This window comes from Thalassococcus sp. BH17M4-6, from assembly GCF_049323015.1.
Lineage (GTDB): Bacteria > Pseudomonadota > Alphaproteobacteria > Rhodobacterales > Rhodobacteraceae > Puniceibacterium.
Window position 1 is genome coordinate 46,233 of sequence record NZ_JBMPGU010000016.1, and the last position, 21,916, is coordinate 68,148.

A 21,916-nucleotide genomic window follows, 5' to 3' on the forward strand; every position below is an offset into this window, starting at 1 on the left:
TTTGCCGCCTCTGCCGCAACCGGAGTTCGCGCCCTTGACCGCACCGACCGCCAAACGCAGCGCCGCTGAAAAGCCCGACAAGATCCGCTGCGATGCCTGCCCCGTGATGTGCTACATCGCCGATGGCCGGTCGGGTGCCTGCGACCGCTACGCCAACGAAGGCGGTGAGCTGGTGCGGCTCGATCCGCTCACCATCCTCGAGAATCGCGCCGACGACGCGCCGCTGGTGCCGTTTCTGGACCGCGAGTGGGACGGCGAAATCGTATCGGGCGAAGAGGCGTTCCTGACCGCCGTCGGGTCGGGCACCACCTATCCCGACTACAAGCCCGCGCCCTTCATCGTCGCCTCGCGCATCCAGGGCGCGGACATGATCACGGTCGTGACCGAAGGCATCTTTTCCTACTGCGGCGCCAAGGTGAAGATCGACACCGACCGGCACCTGGGCAGCGAATGCGCCTGGGTCCGCGCCGAGGGCGAGGTGATCGGCCACGTCACCACATCGGAATACGGCTCTCAGATGCTGAGCCTGGGCGGCGTCAACCACCTGACCGGCGGATCGAAGAAGGAAGGCCGCGCCACCTGTTCGGCGCTGCTGGCGCTCTGCAACGGCGAAAGCGTGGAGCTGACCATCGACGGCGGGGCCGAGCTTGAGATCGCCGCCGGGGCCGCGCCGGTGGTCAACGGCCAGCGCGAGGAACGCATGCGCGTGGGCTGCGGATCGGCAACCGTCGGCATGTTCGCGGCGCAGTGGCAGGGGCTGGTGGACGAGGTCGTGGTGGTCGACGATCACATCACCGGCGTGATGTCCGAACATCAGGCGGGCAAGGTCATCGGCTGGCCACAGACCGGCATCCGCATCAAGGGCCGCCGGTCCACGCCCGGGCGCTATTTTCAGGTGGCCGAACCCGGCACCGGCTGGGGCGGTACGGACCTGTCCGATCCGCTGACGATCCTCGACAGCTGGAAACCGGCACAGGCCTGGCCGGGGCTATCGCTGCTGATGGTGTCGACCACGGGCGAAAACGCCGCCTATTACGAATTGAACGAGGATCTGGTGCCCGTGCAGCACGAAATGCCCGAACGGTTGCTGCCATCGGTCCGGCGGATCGAGGAGAATTGCGAACCGTCATTGACGTCGGTCCTGTTCATGGCCGGGGCGGGCGGATCGCTGCGCTCGGGCGTGACGGAAAACCCCGTGAGCCTGACCCGGTCGGTGCAGTCGCGACTGACGCGGGTGACCGCGGGGGGCGCGCCGGTGATGATGTGGCCGGGCGGCGGCATCACCTTCATGGCCGATGTGACGCAGATGCCCAAGAACGCCTTTGGCTACGTCCCCACGCCCGCGCTGGTGGCCCCCATCGAATTCACGCTCAGGGCCGACGACTACGCCGCACTTGGCGGACATATGGATTATGTCATGCCGCTTGAGGACGCGCTGCGCGGTGGCATCGGGCGGCAAAGCGACCATCGCCTGTCGGGTCAACGGTCCGAAAGCCGCAAGACCGGCGCGCCCTGGCCCATCAGCCGGGAGTCGCAGACATGAGCTGGGCCGAAACCCCAACCGCGCGTCTGTCGCGCGATGGCAAACTGCGGCTGACCCATGGTCCCATCGACGTGCTGATCACCGGCGAAGGCCCGGCGCAGGCGGTCCGCGCCGCCTATCAGCGCGCACATCGCGCCTTTGCCCCCGTGCTGACCGATCTGGTCGCCGAACTGCCGCGCCTGCGCAGCGCCACGGGCCCCGCGCCCGCCGGTCAGGTGGCGCAGCGGATGCAGTGCGCCGTGGCCTCCTTCGCGCAGCACTTTGTCACGCCGATGGCCGCCGTGGCGGGGGCGGTTGCGGATCATCTGCTGGCCGCGATGCTGACGCCGGGCCACGGGTTGTCCCGCGCCTTCGTCAACAACGGCGGCGACATCGCGCTTTGGACCGGGGCCGCGCCCTTTCGTATCGCGATCTGCGAGGATCCCGTGACCGCGCAGCCGGGCGCACGCGCCACCGTTGGTGCAGAGGTCGGCGGGGTCGCCACGTCGGGCTGGCGCGGGCGGTCGCATTCGCTGGGCATCGCCGATGCGGTGACGGTCCTGGCCCGCAACGCCGCAACCGCCGATGCCGCCGCCACGCTGATCGCCAACGCCGTGGACCTTCCCGGACATCCTGCCATCACCCGCCAGCCCGCCAATGATCTGAGCCCCGACAGCGATCTGGGGCAGCGTCTTGTCACCACCGATGTCGGGCGGCTCTCTGCCACCGAAGCCGAACGCGCGCTGGGTTCCGCAGCAGACCTGGCGGACGCCTGGCGTAAATCCGGCCTGATCACCGCCGCCTGCCTTGCATGTCAGGGCGCAAGGCGCATGATCGGCCCCCTCGCGCCCCCCTCTGCGATCCTCAAGGAACCCGCCCATGCCTGAACCGCAAATCCGCAAATCCGCGATCCTGGTCGAAACCGTGCATCACGAAGGCGGCCCTGCCCCCGAAGTCCCCCTGCGCCGCGCGGCGATCATGACGGTGATCGCGAACCCCTTTGCCGGGCGGTATGTCGAGGACATCCAAGGCTTTATGGAAGACCTCAAACCCCTGGGCGCGCAGATGGCGCAGGACCTGATCGACGCGCTTGGCGGTGATCCGTCGGTGGTCGAAGGATACGGCAAGGGTGCCATTGTCGGCACCGCGGGCGAGGTGGAGCATGGCGCGCTTTGGCACGCGCCCGGCGGCTATGCGATGCGCGCCAAGATCGCCGACAGCATGGCGATCGTGCCCTCAACGAAAAAGGTCGGCGCCCCGGGCGCGCGGCTCGACGTGCCGGTGACCCATACCAACGCGTCCTATGTGCGGTCGCATTTCGACGCGATGGAGGTGGGCCTCCCCGACGCACCCCGCGCCGACGAAATGCTGCTGGTGCTGGTGATGACCACCGGCGCGCGCATCCATGCGCGCAGCGGCGGGCTGGCAGCGGCGGATATCAAGGGCGAGGACGGACTGCGGTGAAACTGCGCCGGATCATAACGCTGGTCGAGGTGACCCGCCGCGAGATGGGGCAGGACATCGCCCCGCCGTCGCGCCGCGCATTGGCGGCGGCGGTGATCAGCAACCCCCTTGCCGGCCGCTACGCCGCCGACCTCGGCGAGTTGATCGACACCGGCGCGGAGTTGGGCGCGCTGCTGGGGCAAGAGGCGCTGGACGCGCTTGGCTGTGCGGCGCGCGACGTGCAGGGCTATGGCAAGGCCGCGCTGGTGGGCGAGGATGGCGAGCTTGAGCATGCCGCCGCGCTGCTGCATCCCGCCCTTGGCGCACCCCTGCGCGCCGTTCTGGGCGGCGGCAAGGCGCTGGTGCCCTCGTCCAAGGCGATGGGCGGCCCGGGCGACGTGATCGACGTGCCGCTGGGCCACAAGGACGCCGCCTATGTGCGCAGCCATTTCGACGGCATGCGCCTGCAACTGCCCGATGCGCCACGGGCGGACGAGATTCTGATCGCGGTGGCGCTGCAACTGACCGGGCGGCCCAATCCCCGCGTCGGCGGGCTGCGCCACGAAGAGGTCGTCGGCGCGGACGGCCTGCGTTGACCCCATGACAGACGGAGGAAGACCCATGACATCCTTTGTACGAAACGCCTGGTACGTCGCCGCCTGGTCGACCGAGGTGGATGACGAACTGCGCCGCTTCACCATCCTTGGCGATCACGTGGTGATGTTCCGCAAATCCGACGGCTCCGTTGCCGCGCTCGAGGATCGCTGCCCGCACCGGCTCTTGCCGCTGTCCAAGGGCAAGCGCATCGGCGACACGGTGCAATGCGGCTATCACGGGCTGACCTTCGACTGTTCGGGCCAGTGCGTGCGTGTGCCGGGCCAGACCAACCTGCCCAAGAGCGCCTATGTGGAGGCGTATCCGATTGAGGAGCGTCACGGCATCGTCTGGATCTGGATGGGCGACCCGGACCGCGCGGAGACGTCGAACGTGTTCGACATGCCCGAATTCACCGATCCCGGCTGGAAAGTGCACCACGGCGACGCGCTGCATTTGAAATCAAACTACCTCAACGTTGCGGAAAACCTTGTCGATCCCGCGCATGTGAGCTTTGTCCATCCCACGACCCTGGGCAACGCCGCGTCCGAAAACGTGCCCGTGCATGTGAAAACCGATGGCGAGGCGATCCTGGCCTGGCGCTGGATCCGCGATGCCGAACCCATCGGGTTTTTCAAGGGCTTCGGCGGGTTCGACGGCAATGTCGACCGCTGGCATTACTACTACCTCTACACCCCCTGCACCGCGGTGATCGACTTCGGCTCGGCCCCGGCCGAGGACGCGATTGCCGAGGATGACCGCAACAAGGGCGTGCGCATCTTTGCGCTGCACTTCATCACGCCGGTGACCGAAACCCACACGATCGACCGCTGGATGCACATCCGCAACACCGCGCTGGACGACCCCGAGGCCGAAGAGGTCATGGACAAGATGTTCCGCACCGCCTTTGCCGAAGACAAGGCGATCCTCGAGGCCGTGCAGGAAGAAGAACTGCGACCCGCCAAACGGCGGCCCATCCGCATCGCCATCGACAAGGGCCCGCTGGTCTACCGCAAGCGCATAAATGATTTGCTGGAACTGGAACGGACCGAGGATCTGGCAGCCGACCCGTCGCCGGCCTTTGTCTATCACGACTGACCGGCGTAAGACCGGACCATACCGGTTGCCGGTACGGCAACCAACAACAGGAGAGACTGAAGATGAGCCTGACCCGACGCACCCTGATGGCCACCGCCACGGCACTCGCGCTGACACCTCTGGCCGCGATGGCCCAGGACGGCCCGATCAAGATCGGCGAGATCAACCACTACAAGCGCATGGCCGCCTTCGCCGAACCCTACAAGCTGGGGATCGAGCTGGCGCTGGACGAGATCAACGCCGATGGCGGCGTGCTGGGCCGTGAACTCGAATTCGTGTTTCGCGACGACCAGGGCGACCCCGCCGAGGCGGTGAAGATCGCCGAGGAACTGATGACCCGCGACGGCACGGTGATGCTCACCGGCACGATCCTCAGCCACGTGGGCTTGGCGCTGTCGTCCTTTGCGGCCGAGAAGGGCTACCTCTACCTCGCCGCCGAACCTCTGGCCGACAGCCTGGTCTGGGCCTCGGGCAACCCCGAAACCTTCCGGCTGCGTGCCTCGACCTGGGTGCAGGCGGCGATGCTGGCGGAAGAGGCGGCGCAAACCGACGCGGTGAAATACGCCACCATCGCGCCCAATTACGCCTACGGGCAGGATGCCGTTGCGGCGTTCAAGGAAAACCTCAAGCGGCTGAAGCCCGAGGTCGAATTCGTCGCCGAACAGTGGCCCGCGCTTTTCAAGATCGACGCGGGTGCCGAGGTGCAGGCCATCGAACGCGCCAAGCCCGACGCAATCTACAACGTGACCTTCGGCACGGATCTGGCGAAATTCGTCCGCGACGGCACCGACCGGGGCCTCTTCGACGGGCGCGACGTCTACGGCCTGCTGACCGGAGAGCCGGAATACCTCGAACCGCTGGGCGACGAGGCGCCGGAAGGCTGGTACGTCACCGGCTACCCCTGGTACGGGTTCGAGGACGGCACACCCGAACAGGCCTTTGTCGACGCCTATACCGAAGCGACCGGCGAAACGCCGAAGATCGGATCGCTGGTCGGATACCTTGCGGTACAGTCCATCGCGGCAGCCATCGAAAAGGCCGGATCGACCGATACCGCGGCACTGATCGACGCCTTCGAGGGGCTGGAAATCCCCGACACGCCCATCGGCCCGCTCAGCTACCGCGAGATCGACAACCAGTCGACCATGGGCGCCTATGTGGGCACCATCGCGCTGGAAGACGGCAAGGGCGTCATGGTGGACTGGGAATACAAGGACCCCGCCCCCTACATGCCGTCGGACGCGGATGTGACCGCGATGCGCCCGGCGGAGTGACCGGCAGGGGGTGCGGCTGCCTTGGGCCGCGGCCCCCCTGCTTCTTCTTGGCAGATAACCTCCGGGGTGAATTGGCCATCGGCCAAGAGGGGCAGCGCCCCTCCCCACCCCTGCCGCCCCCACAACGCCAGAAGGGATGTCCCGGACCATGGCCTTTCTCTTTGCCCAGTTCCTGACCGGCCTTGCCAATGCGGCGGCGCTTTTCCTTGTCGCCTCGGGCCTGTCGCTGATCTTCGGCGTCACCCGGATCGTCAATTTCGCGCATGGGTCGTTCTACATGCTGGGTGCATTCATCGGCATCACGTTGATGGAGGTGCTGCCCGGCGCCGTCGGCTTCTGGGGGGCGATCCTGCTGACCGGCGTGGCGGTCGGGCTGATCGGCGCGCTGGTGGAGATGGTGGTGCTGCGCCCGATCTACCGCGCGCCGGAACTCTTCCAACTGGTCGCGACCTTCGGCGTGATCCTCGTCATTCAGGACCTCGCCCTGATGATCTGGGGCGCCGAGGACAGGCTGGGCCCGCGCGCGCCAGGGCTGCGCGGCGTCTGGCGCATCTTTGGCGAACCGGTGCCAAAATACGATCTGGTGCTGATCGCGATCACGCCCTTCATCCTCTTTGCGCTCTGGTATCTCATCACTCGCACCCGGCTGGGCGTCCTGGTCCGCGCCGCCACGCAGGACCGTGAGATGGTCGGCGCGCTTGGCGTCAACCAGGCCTGGCTTTTCACCGGCGTCTTCGCGCTTGGCTCGGCGCTTGCCGGCTGGGGCGGCGCGCTGCAACTGCCCAAGGGCGGGGCCGACCTGCTGATGGATTTCAACATCATCGGCGCGGTCTTCGTGGTGGTGGTGATCGGTGGCATGGGGTCCTTGCCGGGCGCGTTCATCGCCGCCGTGCTGATCTCGGTGCTCAACGTCTTTGGCGTGACCTACCTGCCGCAATCGACGCTGGTGCTGATGTTCGTGGTGATGGCCGTTGTCCTGATCATCCGCCCCTACGGCCTGCTTGGCCGCGAAGAAGTCGCGGGCGAACACGGGCAGGTCGGCGCGCCCGAAACCCCGATCCGTCCCTATGGCCGCACCGGTCGGGCGCTGGTCGCGGCGCTGCTGGCCGCCCTGGCGCTGCTGCCGTTCGTGGCCGAACCGTTCGTGATGATCCTGATGATCGACATGATCGTCTTTGCCCTTTTCGCGGCCTCCCTGCATTTCATCCTGGGCACCGGCGGGCTGGTCAGCTTTGGCCATGCGGCTTTCTTTGGCGGCGGGGCCTATGCCGCCGCGCTTTTGGTTTTTCACACGGACACCCCGATGGAGATTGCCTTTCTCTTTGCACCGCTGGCCGCCGGGCTGCTGGCGCTTGGCATCGGCTGGTTCTGTATCCGCCTCACGGGTGTCTATTTCGCCATGCTGACTCTGGCCTTTTCGCAGCTTGTCTGGTCGCTGGCCTATCAGTGGCGCAGCGTCACGCGCGGCGACGACGGGCTGGTCAACATCTGGCCCGCCGAATGGCTGAACGGCACCGTGCCCTACTATTACTTCACCCTGATCCTTGGCGTTGGCGGGATCCTGTTTCTGCGTCACGTCATCCACGCGCCCTTTGGCTATGCCCTGCGCGCAGGCCGCGACAGCCCCCGCCAGGCCGAGGCGACGGGAATCAACGTCAAGCGGATCCAGTACCTGGCCTTCGGCCTGGCGGGCGTCATGGCCGGGCTTGCGGGCGGCATCTTCGTCTTTTCCAAAGGCTCGGTCTTTCCGACCGAGCTTGAGATAGCCGCCAGCTTCGACGCGCTGATCGTGGTGTTTCTGGGCGGGGTAAAGACGCTCGCGGGCGGCGTCGTGGGCGCCGGGTTCATGACACTGGTCGAGGATTGGCTGACCCGGCTGGAATACTGGCGGCTGCTCTTGGGTCTGCTGATCATCGCGGTGGTGATCATCGCCCCCGAAGGCATCGTCGGGTCGCTGCGGACGCTTTGGGCCCGCCTGCGCGGATCTGGCGAAGCGGCGGCGGAACAGGAGGTCACGAAATGACCGAAATCCTGCGGGTCGAGAACCTCAAGAAAAGCTATGACGGCTTTCTGGCCGTCAACGGCGTGTCCTTCGCGGTCGAGGCGGGCGAGCTCAAGGCGCTGATCGGGCCCAACGGAGCGGGCAAATCCACCTGTTTCAACATGCTCATGGGCCAGCTGCGCCCGACCGAGGGCGAGGTTTACCTGCACGGGGAACGCATCACCGGGCAGAAACCGCGCGAGATCTGGCGCAAGGGTGTCGGGCGCACCTTTCAGATCACCGGCACCTACCAGTCCATGACGGTGATCGAGAACGTGCAGATGGCGCTGATGAGCCATCACCGGCGGCTCTTGTCCATCGCGCCGCGCGCCTGGAAGCTTTACCGCGACGAGGCGTTCGAGTTTCTGAGCACCGTGTCGATGCAGGATCAGGCCGACAGGCCCTGTTCGATCCTGGCTTACGGCGACCTCAAGCGGCTGGAACTGGCCATCGCGCTTTGCCACCGCCCGCGGCTGCTGCTGATGGACGAACCCACCGCCGGGATGGCCCCGTCGGCGCGCATCGACCTGATGCAGCTGGTCGCCGACATCGTGCGCGATCAGGGCGTCAGCGTGCTTTTCACCGAACACGACATGGACGTGGTCTTTGCCCATGCGCATCACATCATGGTGCTGAACCGGGGCGAGTTGATCGCGGACGGCAATGCCGACGCGGTGCGCAACAACCCGCAGGTGCAAGAGGTCTATCTGGGCGGCGGCACGCTTTTCAAGGAGGCGGCGGATGCTGACGGTTGAGGGGCTGCACAGCTACTACGGCAAGGCGCATATCCTGAACGGGCTGTCCTTCGGCATCGCCCGGGGCGAGGTCGTGGCACTGCTGGGCCGCAACGGCGCGGGCAAGTCCACCACGATGAAATCGGTGATGCAGCTGGTGCGCCCGCGTGAGGGAACGGTCCGGTTTCAGGACCACGATCTGGTCGGCCAGCCCGCGTTCCGGGTGGCCAAGTACGGCATCGGCTACGTGCCAGAGGATCGCCGCATCTTTACCGATCTCACGGTGATGGAAAACCTCGAGGTCGGGCGCCAGCCGCGCCGCGACGACGCGCCGGAATGGAAGATGGACCAGCTTTTCGAAATCTTCCCGAACCTGGCCGAACGGCGCACCAACCGCGGCAAGCACCTGTCGGGGGGCGAACAGCAGATGCTGACCATCGCGCGCACCCTGATGGGCAACCCGGTTCTGTTGCTGCTTGATGAGCCGTCCGAAGGCATCGCGCCGGTGATCGTCGAACAGATGGCCCGGACGATCATGACATTGAAGGCCCAAGGGCTGACGGTGATGATCTCGGAACAGAACCTGCATTTCGCCCGCGCCGTGGCCGACCGCGCGATCATCATCGAAAGCGGCGAAAAGAAATTCGACGGCAGCTTTGCCGAGCTGGAGGCGCATCCCGAAATCCGCGACGCGTATCTGTCGGTATGACGGAGGCGCCGGAAACCCACGCGAACACCGACGACGACTACGTTCTGGACGACCAAATCGGGTTCCTGCTGCGCCGCGCCTATCAGCGCAACTCCACCATTTTCGCCGAACGGGTGCCGGGGCCGCTCACGCCGACGCAGTTTTCGGTCATGCGCCGCCTGGCCGAAGGCGGACCGATGTCGCAGAACCGGCTGGGCCGGTCCGTGGCGATGGATGGGGCCACCACCAAGGGCGTGGTCGACCGGCTGATCGCGCGCGGCCTTCTCGACACCCGGCCCGATCCCGAAGACCGCCGCAGGCTGCTGATCTCGCTGACCTCCGACGGCACAAAGCTGATCGCCGCGGCCGTCGCCTCAGCCCATGCAGTGACCGAGGAAACCCTGTCGCCGCTGCGCGAGCGCGAGCGCGAAACCCTGCTGCGGCTCTTGCGCAAGATCGCCTGAGCGTGCGCAAATCGGCCCGATTTGCCATGGACAGCCCCCGCCCCCATCCATAACCTGCGCGCCAAAGCCCCCCCGGAGGAGGGCGGGCAGAGACAAAGGGGAGACGATCATGTTCGCCACGCGCAAAGGTTTTCTGAAACGGGCAAGCACCGCCGCCGCCGCGGCCCTGACGCTGGGGCTGCTGGCCGGCACCGCGATGGCCGCCGACGTGACGCTGCGGATGCACCAGTTCCTGCCCGCGCAGGCCAACGTGCCCAAGAACGTGCTGATGCCCTGGGCCGAAAAGGTCATGGCCGAGTCCGACGGCCGGATCGAAATCCAGCATTTCCCGTCTATGCAACTGGGCGGCACGCCACCCGAACTCGCCGATCAGGTGGTCGACGGCGTCGCCGACATCATCTGGACCGTCGCGGGCTACACCCCTGGCCGCTTCCCGCGCGCCGAGGTGTTCGAACTGCCGTTCACCATGACCAATGCCGAAGCGGTTTCACGCGCTTACTGGACGCTGGCCGAGGAAAGCATGATGGATGCAGATTTCCGCGACATGAAGGTGCTGGGCCTCTGGGTGCACGGCCCCGGCCTCATTCACTCCAAATCGCCGATCACCGGGCTGTCGGACCTCAACGGCGTGAAGCTGCGCGCCCCCACCCGCGCCACGACGACGCTGTTCAAGGAGCTGGGCGCCACGCCGGTCGGCATGCCCGTCCCCGCCATTCCCGAGGCGCTGTCCAAGGGTGTGGTCGACGCCGCCGTCATCCCGTGGGAAGTGACGGGCGCGCTCAAGGTCGCGGAACTGGTGGGCAACCACACCGAATTCGGCGAGGACACGCTTTATACCACCACCTTCATCTTCGCGATGAACAAGGACCGGTACAACGCTCTTCCCGATGACCTCAAGGCGGTGATCGACAACAACTCCGGCCTGGAATTCTCGGCCTTCGCGGGCAAGCAGATGCAGGCCGACGACGGCCCGGCGCGCGAGGCGGCCGTGGAGCGTGGCAACAACATCATCACCTTGACGCCCGAGCAGACGGCGGAATGGAAAGAGGCCGCCGCCGGTGTTGCCGATGCCTGGGTCGCCGAAATGGACGAAAAGGGCATGGACGGTCAGGGACTGCGCGCCCGCGCGGCAGAGCTGATCGAAGAAAACACCGGCGAATAACAACCAAAGACGGCGCGCCCCACAAGAGGGCGCGCATTCCTCACCCGGAGGCAGGGCGATGCAGCGGCTGATGGAGCGTCTGGCGCGGATCATGGCGATCGCGGGCGGGCTGGTGCTGACGGCGCTGGTGGTGCTGACCTGCCTGAGCGTGCTGGGCCGGGGCCTGAACACGCTGGGGCATTCCGACCTGCTGACCGGGCTGTCCGAAACCCTCGCCGCCGCGCTCATCGCGACAGGCGTCGGCCCGATCAACGGGGATTTCGAACTGGTCGAGGCGGGTGTCGCCTTTGCCATCTTCGCCTTCCTGCCCGCCTGCCAGATCTACGGCGCGCATGCCACCGTGGACATCTTTACCTCGGCCCTGCCGCGACGGCTCAACCTCTGGATCATCGCGTTCTGGGAGGGTGTCCTGACCGCGGTCATCGTGCTGATCACCCTGCGGCTTTACGCCGGGATGGAAGGCAAGATGCAGTACGGCGATACCACCTTCATCCTGCAGTTCCCGGTCTGGTGGGCCTACGCCGCCAGCTTTGCGGCGGCTGTCGTGGCATCGGTTGTCGCGGTCTACTGCGCCTATGCGCGGCTCGCCCATGCGCTGACAGGCCAGCCCCGCCTGCCCGCCCCCGAAGGAGCCCAGCAGTGAGCATGCTTGAGATGGGCATCGCGTCGTTCCCGGTGCTTCTGGCGATGATCTTTCTGCGCGCGCCCATCGGGCTGGCGATGATGCTGTGCGGGCTGGGCGGGCTTTACTTTGCCATGGGCGGCACGTCGATGTTCATGGCCAAGCTGAAAAGCGAGACCTACACGACCTTCTCCAGCTATTCGCTGACCATCATCCCGATGTTCCTGCTGATGGGCCAGTTCGCCACCCTGTCGGGCATGTCGGCGGCGCTTTTCAAGGCCGCTGAAAGCTTTCTGGGGCACCGACGCGGCGGCGTGGCGATGGCGGCCGTGGGCGCCTGCGCAGGCTTTGGTGCGATCTGCGGATCAAGCCTGGCCACCGCTGCCACGATGAGCCGGGTGGCCCTGCCGGAACTGCGCCGCTACGGCTATTCGGGCGGATTTTCCACCGCGACGCTGGCAGCGGGCGGCACGCTGGGCATCCTGATCCCGCCTTCGGTCATTCTGGTGATCTATGCGATCCTCACCGAACAGAACATCGCCAAGCTGTTTCTGGCGGCCTTCATCCCCGGCCTGCTGGCCGCGCTTGGCTATATCCTCACTATTTCGCTTTACGTGCGGCGGCATCCCGAGGCAGCGGGCACCCGCCCGCCGGTGCCGCAGGCAGAACGGCTGCGCGCGCTGATCAACGTCTGGCCGGTGCTGCTGGTCTTCTGCCTCGTGGTCGGCGGCATCTATCTGGGCTGGTTCACTCCCACCGAAGGCGCCGCCGTGGGGGCAGCAGGCACCGGGCTGATCGCGCTGGTGTCGGGCAACCTGAGCTGGGCGCTTTTCCGGCAAAGCATCATCGCAACAGCGACCAGCACTGCGATGATCTTTTTCATCGTGCTGGGGGCGAGCTTCTACAACAGCTTTCTCGCGCTCAGTCAGGTGCCGCAGGAACTGTCGTCCTGGGTTGTCGGCCTCGGGCTCAGCCCGTGGACGGTGCTTGCGATGATCCTGGTCTTCTACCTGATCTTCGGCTGCCTGATGGACAGCCTTTCGATGATCCTGCTGACCATCCCGATCTTCTTTCCTGTGATCAGCCTGCTTGATTTCGGGATGAGCGCCGAACACCTGGCGATCTGGTTCGGCATCCTGGTGCTGATCGTGGTCGAGGTGGGGCTGATCACCCCGCCGGTGGGGATGAACCTCTTCATCATCAACGCCATGGATCGCGACACGCCGATGACCCAGACCTACCGCGCGGTGATGTGGTTCGTGACCTCGGACATCCTGCGGGTGATCCTGCTGGTGCTGTTCCCGGCGATCACGCTGTTCCTGCTGCCGGAGTAGACTGACGTAGCAGGGCGCAAGTCCGTCCCCGCTGGCTTGGAATCAAGCCGCGCACGGCGCGGCGCCAAGCCAGAGCGGCGGGCCGTCCCGCGGCCTGCCGCTTCGGTGAAGCATGTCCATCGTTTCCGCGTTCTGCGGGACGGATGGATAAAACGAGAGGAACGTGCGTCAAAGCGGCAGTCCCCGGCCCGCCGATCCGGCTTGGCGCGAGGTCGGCCTCGCCTGCACGCGCCAGAGCGTGCACCGTCAGCGGTTCGCGCGGGCCAGCAAGCCGACCGCGCAAAGCCCCACCAGGATGATCAGCAGCGCCGCGGGCGTCGCCCCGGCGATGTTCTCAAGGCTCGCCTGCGCATGAACGCGCGTTGCCAGCGTGTCGAAGTTGAAGGGCCGCAGCAGCAGCGTCGCGGGCAGCTCCTTGACACAGTCCACGAAGACCAGAAGCAGCGCCGACGCGACCGACGCACGCATCAGCGGCACATAGACCGCCCCGAGCGTCTGCCCCTGGCTGCGCCCCAGCGACCGCGCCGCGAGCGCAAGGTTGGGCGACACGCGCCCCATCGCCGCATCCGCCGCCCCCTGCGCGATGGCAAAGAAGCGCACGCAATAGGCCAGCACCAGCGCAAAGGCCGATCCGGTCAGCAGCAGGCCGATGTCGTGGCCGGTCAGCGCCTCGACCGTGTCGGCCAGCGCGTGATCGGCCAAGGCCAGCGGGATGAGTATGCCCACCCCCAGCACCGCGCCGGGCGCGGCATAGCCGATGGTCGTCACCGGCAGCAGCAGCCGCGGCAGGCTGCGCCCCGAAAGCCGCACGCCATAGACCAGAAACACCCCGCCCAGCACGGTGATCACCGCAGCGATGCCGCCCACCATCAGCGTGTTGCGCATCGCGTCCAACAGGGCGCCGTCCCCCCAGCGCGCGCCGGTGTCGAAAGCATGGCTGAGCAGCACCGCCACCGGCAGCACGAACCCGACCGCGAAGGGCACCGCGCAGATCACCAGCGCCACAAGGCCCGACCCGCCGGTCAGCGGCCGCCGCGCCACCGGGCGATGGCGCGAGGAAAGATTGAAGAACCGCATGCGGCGGCGGCTCGATTTCTCGAGCGTGACCAGAACGATCACCAGCACCAGCACGACGCAGGCGATCTGTGCCGCCCCTCCCGCGTTGCCCGCCTGCAGCCAGACCGAAAAGATGCCGGTGGTCAGCGTCTGTACCGCAAAGTAATCGACCGTACCGAAATCGTTGACCGTTTCCATCATCACGATCGCCACCCCCGCCGCGATGGCCGGGCGCGCCAGCGGCAGACCGACGCGCCAGAACCGGCCCAAAGCCCCCGCGCCCAGCGACTGCGCCACCTCTTCGGCGCTGCCCGACTGTTCGCGGAAGGCCGCGCGCGCCAGCAGGTAGACGTAAGGATAAAGCGCCGCCGACAGCACCAGCACCGCCGCGCCCATCGACCTGATCTGGGGAAACCAGTAGTCGCGTGCCGAACTCCACCCGAAGGCGCTGCGCAGCGCGGTCTGCACCGGCCCCGCGTATTCCAGGAAATCCACCAGAGCATAGGCCCCCAGGTAGGCCGGGATGGCGAGCGGCAGCAACAGCAGCCACTCCAGCCAGCGCCGGCCCGGGAACTCGTAGCGCGCCACCATCCAGGCGCAGCCGGTGCCGATGATCGCTGACAGGAGCCCCACCGCCCCCATCAGTACCCCGGTAGTCACCAGATAGCGTGGCAGGGTCGTGGCAATGAGATGCGGCCAGATGTTGTCGGAGGGAAACAGCGCCAGCCACACCACCGACACGATCGGCCCCAGCACGATGGCCGCGATCAGGGCCGCACCGACCGACCACGGGCTGGGCCAGCGCAGACGCCGCCGCGCGGCGTGGCCTTGGCTTTCTGTCGCGGACATGTCGGGCCTTTCGGAAAGCGGTTTCGCTGGTCGCAAAAGCGCTTATAGTGCGACGTTGAGGCAACCAAAAGACCCCCGATGCAGGTCATTCTTCACACTGGGGTGCATTGCACCGACGACGACAAGCTCTTGAAGGGGCTGCTGCGCAACGCCGACGCCTTTCGCGCCGACGGCGTCGCCATTCCGGGTCCGTCGCGCTATCGCAAGCTGCTGTCGCAGCTGATCAACACCCTGGGCGACAATGCCCCGGCGCCGGATGCGCGCGAAATACTGCTGGATGCGCTCCTGTCGGTGGATGCCGACCAGGTGGACCGCCTGATCCTGAGCCACGAGAACCTTTTTACCGTGCCCAAGCAGGCGCTGGCGGGCGGGCGGCTGTACCGCAAGGCCGAACAGCGGATCTGGAACATGAAGGACCTGTTCGTGGGCGACGGGATCGAACTGCACATGGGCCTGCGCAACCCCGCGACGTTCCTGCCCGCCGTTTATGCCCGCACCCCGCATGCCAGCTTTGACGCATTCATGTGTGGCGTCGATCCGATGCACCTGCGCTGGTCCGACCTGATCACCCGCATCCGCACCGAACATCCCGACGTGGCGCTGACGATCTGGTGCAACGAGGATACGCCGCTCATCTGGGGCCAGATCATGCGCGAAATGGCCGGGATCGAGCTTAACCGCAAGATCATCGGCTCTTTCGATCTGCTGCAGGAGATCATGGACCCCGAGGGCATGAAACGCTTTCGCGCCTACCTCAAGGACCATCCGCATATCAACGAGATGCAGAAGCGCCGGGTGATGGTGGCGTTTCTCGACAAATACGCGATGGACGAGGAGATCGAGGAAGAGCTTGATCTGCCCGGCTGGGACGAGGCGTATGTCGACATGCTGACCGAGCTTTACGAAGAGGATGTCTATGACATCTCGCGCATGTCCGGCGTCACGGTGATCGCCCCCTGATCCAAAAGGGGCGCGGCCGTCCCGACGAAAGTCGGATATTTGCGGGCCGTGGGCCGTGGTTAACATCGCCGAATGAACATTCGGCTGGGCATTGCGGCGATTCTTCTCTGGACGGTTTCGGTGCTGGCCGCCGGGGCCGAGGTGCTGGACCGCGCAGCACTGGCCGCGCGCATCGCCCCGCCCATGAGCCTGGGCGAAGAGATCACCGAAGATGGCGTCTACCAGCTTCTGAACTCTGGCGGGGCCGAGGCGGGGTATGTCTTTCAGACCGAACCGATGGCGGCCCTGCCCGGCTTTTCCGGCGCGCCGATCAACGTGCTGGTGGTGCTCGACCTCGACGGCCGGTTTCTGGATGTGCAACTGCTGACGCATAACGAGCCGATCTTTGTGTCGGGTCTGGGTCAGGCCCCGTTTCATGCGTTCTTCGAGCAATACCGGGGGCACTCCATCTCGGAAACGCTGGTGGTGGGCACGCCTTACGGGTCGGGCGATGGCGGCGGGCACCTGGTCTATCTGGACGGGGTGACCAAGGCCACCGCCAGCGTCCGGATCGCGCATGAAAGCATCCTTGCCGCGACGCTGCAGGTGGCGCGCAGCCGGATGCGCGGGGTGAGCGCGGGGCGTCCCCCCTCCCCGGCGCTGGACTATGACGAGGATCTGAGTTGGCAGGATCTGGTCGATCAGGGCATCGCCGCGCGCCTGCGGCTCACAAATGCCGAAGTGCAGGCGCTTTTTGACGGGACGCTTTGGGAATACGACGATCCCGAAGCGCAGGACGACCCCGATGCGCCCTACCTCGACCTCTGGGCCGTCGACGTGGGCCCGCCCGCCATCGCCCGCGCGGTCTTCGACACGGACACGGTCGATACCCTGAATGACTTTCGCGAGATATCGGGCGACGATGAACCGATTCTGCTGATCGAGGCGGGACGACACGGTTTGGTGTCCGAGGATTTCGTTCGCAACACCTCGCCCGACTGGATCGGTATGGCGCAGGACGGGTTTCCGGTGGCGCTGCGCGATGCCGACCTGCTGATCGACCTCAATCCCGACCTGCCCGAGGCGCTGCTGGACGCCCGCGCGATGGTGCTGCGCACCGACCGTCGGCTGGGCTTCGATCCGACCCGACCCTGGACGCTCGAGGTGCAGGCGGTACGCCAGCACGGCATGTTCCAGCCCGAAACCGGATCCGTGACGTTGAGCGTCGAGCACACCACGCCCGACCGCTTCTTCACCGAGCCGCAGGCCGCCGCGCGCAGCCGGTCACCGTTCGAGATCGCGGTCTGGAACCGCCGCGCCGACCTGATCGCGGCGGCGGTGCTGCTGGCCATGCTGCTGCCCGCGCTCCTTTTCTTCCAGTCCCGACTGGCCGGACTGCGCGCCTACACGCCCTTCCGCCTGAGTGTGCTGGCCGTGGTGCTGGGCTTTGTCGGCTGGTGGGGTCAGGGTCAGTTGTCGATCGTGACGCCGCTTGCGACCCTGCAGGCGACGCTGTCGCAGGGCAGCCTCGCGTTCCTGCTTTACGATCCCTTCTCGCTCCTGATCTGGGGGGCCGCGATCTTGGGGTTTTTCCTTTGGGGGCGCGGGCTCTTTTGTGGCTGGCTCTGCCCCTTCGGCGCGCTGCAGGAATTCGCGCATCATCTGGGCCGCCTGTTGCGGCTGCGTCAGATCCGCGTGCCCGCGCGTTGGGACGACCGGCTGAAATGGCTCAAGTACCTGGTGCTGGCGGCTCTTGCTTGGGTCACCGTCGCGATCCCCGCGCAGATGGACAAGGCCGCCGAGGTCGAGCCGTTCAAGACCGCGATCACGACCTTCTTTCTGCGCGAATGGTACTATGCCGCCTATGCGCTTTTCTGGGTTTTCCTTGGCATGGTGCTTTTCAAGGGATTTTGCCGCTATGTCTGCCCCTTGGGCGCGCTCATGGCCATCGGCGGCGCGCTGCGGCTGCGGCGCTGGATTCCGCGGCGGCTCGAATGCGGCTCCCCGTGCCAGCTGTGCCGGGTGGAATGCCAGTACGATGCGATCAGAAAGACCGGAGAGATCGTCTATTCCGAATGTTTCCAGTGTCTTGACTGCGTAACCATCCATGACGACGCGGCCCAGTGCGTGCCGTTGCGGCTGGAAGCGCGCAAGGACAAGCGGATGCCTCGGATCACCGGGCATCCCAACACGCTTGGCCCGGCGGTGGTGGAATGAAACGGCGGCGGTTCCTGACCATCGCCGCGTGTTTCGGCGCGGCTCCGGCGCTGGCGGGGGCGGGCCCCCACTGGTCCGGGCGGGCCTTCGGCGCCGACGTGTCGCTGCGGATCGACGGGGCGGATGCACGGGCAGAGCGGTTGCTGGACGAGGTGCCCGGCCTTCTGGCCCGGATCGAGCGCACGTTCAGCCTGTACGATCCCGCGTCGGAGCTGTCGCAGCTCAACCGCACGGGCACCCTGCCCCGCCCGTCGCCCTGGATGCGGCAAGTGCTGCGGGCGGCGGACCGGGCGCATCACCTGACCGACGGCATTTTCGACCCCACGGTCCAGCCGCTTTGGGCGGCGCTGGCCGGGGGTGGCGACGTAGCGCATGCGAAGGCTCGCATGGGCTGGCAACGGGTGTCTGTGGACGCGGGCGTGACGCTCGCCCCCGGGCAGGCACTGACGCTGAACGGGATCGCGCAGGGCTTTGCCACCGATCTTGTGCTGGCGCATCTCAGGGGGCGGGGCGCAACGCAGGTGCTGGCCGATATCGGCGAAACGGGCGCGCTTGGCGGGCCCTTCCGTCTGGGTCTGTCCGACCCCGAGGCGGGTCTTGTGGGCTGGCGCACACTGCGCGACGGGGCCATCGCCACATCCAGCCCCGGGGCGCTGCGGCTGGGGGCAAATGCGACCCATATCCTCAATCCGCGCGGTCAGGCTCCGGTATGGTCCACCGTCAGCATCGCCGCCCCGACGGCCACGCTGGCCGATGCGCTGTCAACGGCGGCGGTGTTCATGTCGCGAAAGGAGCTTGGCCGCCTGAAGCGGAACGCAGGCCTTGGCCGGATCGTCTGCGTCTCGGCAGAGGGCGATGTCATCAGCGTCTGACCGCTACCAGGACGCTTCCTGAAAGGTCAGGCCGTAGTCCTGAAACACCTGCGCCAGGCGCCCGTCCTCGATCACCTTGCGGATCGCGTCATCGACCGCGTAGCCCAGCGGTTTGTAGGCGAAATGCAGTGCGACCCCGACGTTCCAGCTTGACTTGGCAAGCCCCGGCAGCGGCGGTTCATGCACCGCGATGCCCTCGGTCAACCCATGTTCCAGCTGCACGCGCGGGGCCATGACGGCGTTGATCTCTCCGGCGGCGAGGCTCTCCATCGCGGCGCCGACATCCGCAAACCGTCGCACCCCGGCGCGGGTCTGTCCGCCCGCAAAGCTCGACAGGTAGAAATCCGACAGCGAATCGTTTTCCACCCCGACGGTATCGAAACGGAAATAGGCGGGGACGGGTTTCGCGCCCTCGTAATATCCTTCGTCATAGGCGATGGCGATCCTGTCCTGCATGTAAAGCCCGGTAAAGGTCACCTGCTCGACCCGGCAGGCAAAGCTGGGATCGAAGGGCACGTGCATCATCACGTTGGACACGCTGCCACCCACCACCGGGCCCTGCCAGATATAGCTGCGCAGATCCGTTTGAAGCGTCTCAGCGGCGGCGACGAAATCGAACCGCGCCTCGACGCCCAGATCCTGCGCCACCAGCCGGGCCAGTTCCACGTCGACGCCGCGCGGCTCGGCCCCGTCCTGCCAGGAATAGGGCGCGAAATCCTCGTAGACCGCAAAGCGCAGATAGCCGCGCTCCAGGATCGTGTCGATGTCCTGCCCGACGATGTCGCGGCTTGCGTTCTGCGGCTTGGGTTGTGGCACGTAATCAGCGCAGGGATCCGCCGCGAAAACGGCGCCGGCCCAAAGGACCGACGCCAAAACCGCACAACCGGGGAGAGACGGCATCATGCGGATATGCCTGTTACAGGGGGCATCATCGCAGCACTCAATGCGCCGCAGACAGGCCGATGGTCAGAGTCTCGGCGGCCTTGTCCTGATCGTTGCCTGCGGCCAGCTGGTTCGCGGCGCGGTAGGCTACGCTGTCGGCCACCGGTGCGCCGGAAAGGGTTTCGATCTCACCCGCGATTTCCGCCAGACGCGCCTGCGCCGCATCCCGGTCGGCGCTGCCGTCCTTGAGCGTGTCGCGCAGTTCGGCCAGTTCGGCCTCGTATTCGGCAATGCTGTCACCATCGGGCCGGGTTTCGATGTAGGTCCGGATCGCCCAGGCGGCCTTCTGGCCCAGAAGCTCGCCAAAGGCCGGCATCTTGGTCGTGCCGTTCTGGGTATAGCCGGTGCGGAAACGTTCGACGTACCATTCATCCCCGTATTCCTCCGCCTCCAGGAACCGCAGATCGGGGGCCAGCCCGCCCGACACGACCTCGAGCCCGTGGCAGCGCGCGCAGTTCTGGTTGTAGCCCGAAGCGCCGATCTCGACCGCGGCGGCCCAGACCTCTTCGCCGGCCGCGTCGGCACGGTAGGGATTTTCGGTCAGCCACTCTTCGCCGACATCGGGCAGCGCATCGGTATCGACCGGCTGCGGCGCGACATCGCCATGGGCAAGGACCAGCGTGGCGGCCAGCACGAACGCCCCGGCGGCGGCAGCGGTCCGGGCGATCCGGGTCGGAAGGGGGGGCAGATGGTCCATGATAACTCCTCTCTCGGCGCGAACGGACAGCGTCGTGCCTCTCGCCCCAAGTGATACGGACCCGCCCCGCCCCCCGGAATAGGACTTTGGTGCGAAACACCCCCCGCACGGCGGATTTGGCGCAGGACATTGGTCGTATTTGCGCGATCCGCCCGCCAACGTACCGTCCGCGAGGCGTGGAGGAGCCGTAGCCAATGTTCAGCCTGAAATCGATCATCGCGGGTGTTCTAGGCCTGTGCCTGACCACCGGCGCCGCGCAGGCGGTCGAGGTCAGGATCGCCTATCTCAAACTGAGCGTTGGGCCGCCGCCCAACCTGTCGGAGCTGGAGGTGCCGCCCGTGGATCTGGGCCTGGCGGGCGCGGCCCTGGCCATTGACGAAAACGCGACGACGGGGCGATTCCTGGGCCAGAGCTACGCGATGGAGGCCGTCACCGTGCCCGAGGGCGGAGACTGGACCGCCGCGGTGGACGCGGCTATTGCCACGACCGACCTGCTGCTGGTCGATGCACCGAAAAATGCCGTGCTGGCCGCCGCCGACCGGGCCGACGCAAAGGGCGCGCTGCTTTTCAACGTGGCAGCGCCTGACGTGGCGCTGCGGGACGGGGACTGTCGCGCCAACCTGCTGCATACCATTCCGTCCCGCGCCATGCTGGCGGATGCGCTGGTGCAGCTTCTGGTGCAGCGGCGCTGGCGCGATCTGGCGCTGGTCACCGGCCCCTACGCCGACGATCTGGCCTTTGCCGAGGCGATCGAGGCATCGGTGCACAAATTCGGGCTCGAGATCGGCAGCCGCGCGGACTGGACCCTGCAGGCCGATCTGCGCCGCAGCGCGTCGACCGAGGTCGCGAGCCTTACCCAGGGGCTGGGTGCCTTCGACGTGCTGATCGTCGCGGACGAGGCGCGCGATTTCGGGCGCTACATGCTTTACAACACCTGGCTGCCGCGCCCGGTCGTCGGGTCCGAGGGGCTGGTGCCGTCCGCCTGGGCGCCGGTCATCGAACAATGGGGCGCGCTGCAACTTCAGACCCGGTTCCGCGATCAGGCAGGCCGCGACATGCGGGATGAGGACTATGCCGCCTGGGCCGCCGTTCGCGCGATCGGAGAGGCGGTGACACGCACCAGCAAAGGCGACGCCGCCAGCGTGCGCGGCTACCTGCTGGGCGACGATTTCGAACTCGCGGGCTTCAAGGGCGCGCCGCTGACCTTTCGCGGCTGGAACGGCCAGCTGCGCCAGCCCATTGCGCTGGCCCATCCGCGCGGTCTGGCCGCGCAGGCGCCGCTTGACGGGTTCCTGCACCAGACCAATCCACTCGACACCCTGGGCCTTGATATCACGGAGTCCGAATGCACCGCCTTTCGCTGAACCG

Annotated in this window: 20 protein-coding genes; 17 read left to right on the forward strand and 3 right to left on the reverse strand. The window is 66.6% G+C overall.

The features are described from left to right. Positions 1-106: 106 nt before the first annotated feature. The 13 genes from ACOXXX_RS18725 to ACOXXX_RS18785 all read left to right on the forward strand — a co-directional run bounded on the left by ACOXXX_RS18725 (position 107) and on the right by ACOXXX_RS18785 (position 12,976). Positions 107-1,543, forward strand: coding sequence for a 6-hydroxynicotinate reductase (locus ACOXXX_RS18725; protein ID WP_422828167.1), 1,437 nt, complete (start codon positions 107-109; stop codon positions 1,541-1,543). Further along, positions 1,540-2,409, forward strand: coding sequence for a UPF0280 family protein (locus tag ACOXXX_RS18730; protein ID WP_422828140.1), 870 nt, complete (start codon positions 1,540-1,542; stop codon positions 2,407-2,409). The genes ACOXXX_RS18725 and ACOXXX_RS18730 overlap by 4 nt, the downstream gene beginning before the upstream one ends. Continuing rightward, positions 2,402-2,986, forward strand: a complete 585-nt coding sequence (locus ACOXXX_RS18735) for an amino acid synthesis family protein (protein WP_422828141.1) — start codon at positions 2,402-2,404, stop codon at positions 2,984-2,986. Before ACOXXX_RS18730 ends, ACOXXX_RS18735 begins: the two co-directional genes overlap by 8 nt. Further along, positions 2,983-3,561, forward strand: a complete 579-nt coding sequence (locus ACOXXX_RS18740) for an amino acid synthesis family protein (protein WP_422828142.1) — start codon at positions 2,983-2,985, stop codon at positions 3,559-3,561. Before ACOXXX_RS18735 ends, ACOXXX_RS18740 begins: the two co-directional genes overlap by 4 nt. 25 nt (positions 3,562-3,586) lie before the next feature. Then, entirely contained in the window at positions 3,587-4,657 is a 1,071-nt protein-coding gene (locus ACOXXX_RS18745) for a Rieske 2Fe-2S domain-containing protein (protein ID WP_422828143.1), read from the forward strand. A gap of 62 nt (positions 4,658-4,719) precedes the next feature. Continuing rightward, positions 4,720-5,931 carry an ABC transporter substrate-binding protein gene (locus ACOXXX_RS18750; protein WP_422828144.1) on the forward strand — a complete coding sequence of 404 codons (1,212 nt, stop codon included), beginning with the start codon at positions 4,720-4,722 and terminating at the stop codon, positions 5,929-5,931. A 148-nt stretch (positions 5,932-6,079) separates the two neighbouring features. Next, positions 6,080-7,954 (forward strand): ABC transporter permease, encoded by a 1,875-nt coding sequence (locus ACOXXX_RS18755; RefSeq protein ID WP_422828145.1) that lies wholly within the window; start codon positions 6,080-6,082, stop codon positions 7,952-7,954. After that, entirely contained in the window at positions 7,951-8,727 is a 777-nt protein-coding gene (locus ACOXXX_RS18760; RefSeq protein ID WP_422828146.1) for an ABC transporter ATP-binding protein, read from the forward strand. Before ACOXXX_RS18755 ends, ACOXXX_RS18760 begins: the two co-directional genes overlap by 4 nt. Next, positions 8,714-9,415 (forward strand): ABC transporter ATP-binding protein, encoded by a 702-nt coding sequence (locus ACOXXX_RS18765; protein ID WP_422828147.1) that lies wholly within the window; start codon positions 8,714-8,716, stop codon positions 9,413-9,415. The genes ACOXXX_RS18760 and ACOXXX_RS18765 overlap by 14 nt, the downstream gene beginning before the upstream one ends. Next, positions 9,412-9,858, forward strand: coding sequence for a MarR family winged helix-turn-helix transcriptional regulator (locus tag ACOXXX_RS18770; RefSeq protein ID WP_422828148.1), 447 nt, complete (start codon positions 9,412-9,414; stop codon positions 9,856-9,858). The genes ACOXXX_RS18765 and ACOXXX_RS18770 overlap by 4 nt, the downstream gene beginning before the upstream one ends. A gap of 109 nt (positions 9,859-9,967) precedes the next feature. Then, the gene (locus ACOXXX_RS18775; RefSeq protein ID WP_422828149.1) at positions 9,968-11,020 is read left to right on the forward strand and encodes a TRAP transporter substrate-binding protein; all 1,053 of its coding nucleotides are present in this window, start codon (positions 9,968-9,970) and stop codon (positions 11,018-11,020) included. A 58-nt stretch (positions 11,021-11,078) separates the two neighbouring features. Beyond that, positions 11,079-11,663, forward strand: a complete 585-nt coding sequence (locus ACOXXX_RS18780) for a TRAP transporter small permease (protein ID WP_422828150.1) — start codon at positions 11,079-11,081, stop codon at positions 11,661-11,663. Next, the gene (locus ACOXXX_RS18785) at positions 11,660-12,976 is read left to right on the forward strand and encodes a TRAP transporter large permease (RefSeq protein ID WP_422828151.1); all 1,317 of its coding nucleotides are present in this window, start codon (positions 11,660-11,662) and stop codon (positions 12,974-12,976) included. Before ACOXXX_RS18780 ends, ACOXXX_RS18785 begins: the two co-directional genes overlap by 4 nt. Before the next feature lie 246 nt (positions 12,977-13,222). Here the strand turns inward: ACOXXX_RS18785 and ACOXXX_RS18790 are convergent, their stop codons facing one another. Next, positions 13,223-14,881 carry an ABC transporter permease gene (locus tag ACOXXX_RS18790; protein WP_422828152.1) on the reverse strand — a complete coding sequence of 553 codons (1,659 nt, stop codon included), beginning with the start codon at positions 14,879-14,881 and terminating at the stop codon, positions 13,223-13,225. A 78-nt stretch (positions 14,882-14,959) separates the two neighbouring features. Here ACOXXX_RS18790 and ACOXXX_RS18795 point away from each other — a divergent pair, with 78 nt between their 5' ends. The 3 genes from ACOXXX_RS18795 (at position 14,960) to ACOXXX_RS18805 (ending at position 18,909) form a co-directional block, all read left to right on the forward strand. Next, positions 14,960-15,841 (forward strand): hypothetical protein, encoded by an 882-nt coding sequence (locus tag ACOXXX_RS18795; protein WP_422828153.1) that lies wholly within the window; start codon positions 14,960-14,962, stop codon positions 15,839-15,841. A 72-nt stretch (positions 15,842-15,913) separates the two neighbouring features. Then, positions 15,914-18,037, forward strand: coding sequence for a 4Fe-4S binding protein (locus ACOXXX_RS18800; protein WP_422828154.1), 2,124 nt, complete (start codon positions 15,914-15,916; stop codon positions 18,035-18,037). Next, positions 18,034-18,909, forward strand: a complete 876-nt coding sequence (locus ACOXXX_RS18805; protein WP_422828155.1) for an FAD:protein FMN transferase — start codon at positions 18,034-18,036, stop codon at positions 18,907-18,909. The genes ACOXXX_RS18800 and ACOXXX_RS18805 overlap by 4 nt, the downstream gene beginning before the upstream one ends. A gap of 3 nt (positions 18,910-18,912) precedes the next feature. Here ACOXXX_RS18805 and ACOXXX_RS18810 read toward each other — a convergent pair whose 3' ends face one another. Together ACOXXX_RS18810 and pedF are read right to left on the reverse strand one after the other, a co-directional pair. Continuing rightward, positions 18,913-19,725, reverse strand: coding sequence for a substrate-binding periplasmic protein (locus ACOXXX_RS18810; RefSeq protein WP_422828156.1), 813 nt, complete (start codon positions 19,723-19,725; stop codon positions 18,913-18,915). Between the two features lie 124 nt (positions 19,726-19,849). Further along, positions 19,850-20,548 (reverse strand): cytochrome c-550 PedF, encoded by a 699-nt coding sequence (gene pedF, locus ACOXXX_RS18815; RefSeq protein WP_422828157.1) that lies wholly within the window; start codon positions 20,546-20,548, stop codon positions 19,850-19,852. Positions 20,549-20,742: 194 nt separating this feature from the next. Here pedF and ACOXXX_RS18820 point away from each other — a divergent pair, with 194 nt between their 5' ends. Then, positions 20,743-21,912 (forward strand): ABC transporter substrate-binding protein, encoded by a 1,170-nt coding sequence (locus tag ACOXXX_RS18820; protein WP_422828158.1) that lies wholly within the window; start codon positions 20,743-20,745, stop codon positions 21,910-21,912. The last annotated feature ends 4 nt before the right edge of the window (positions 21,913-21,916 follow it).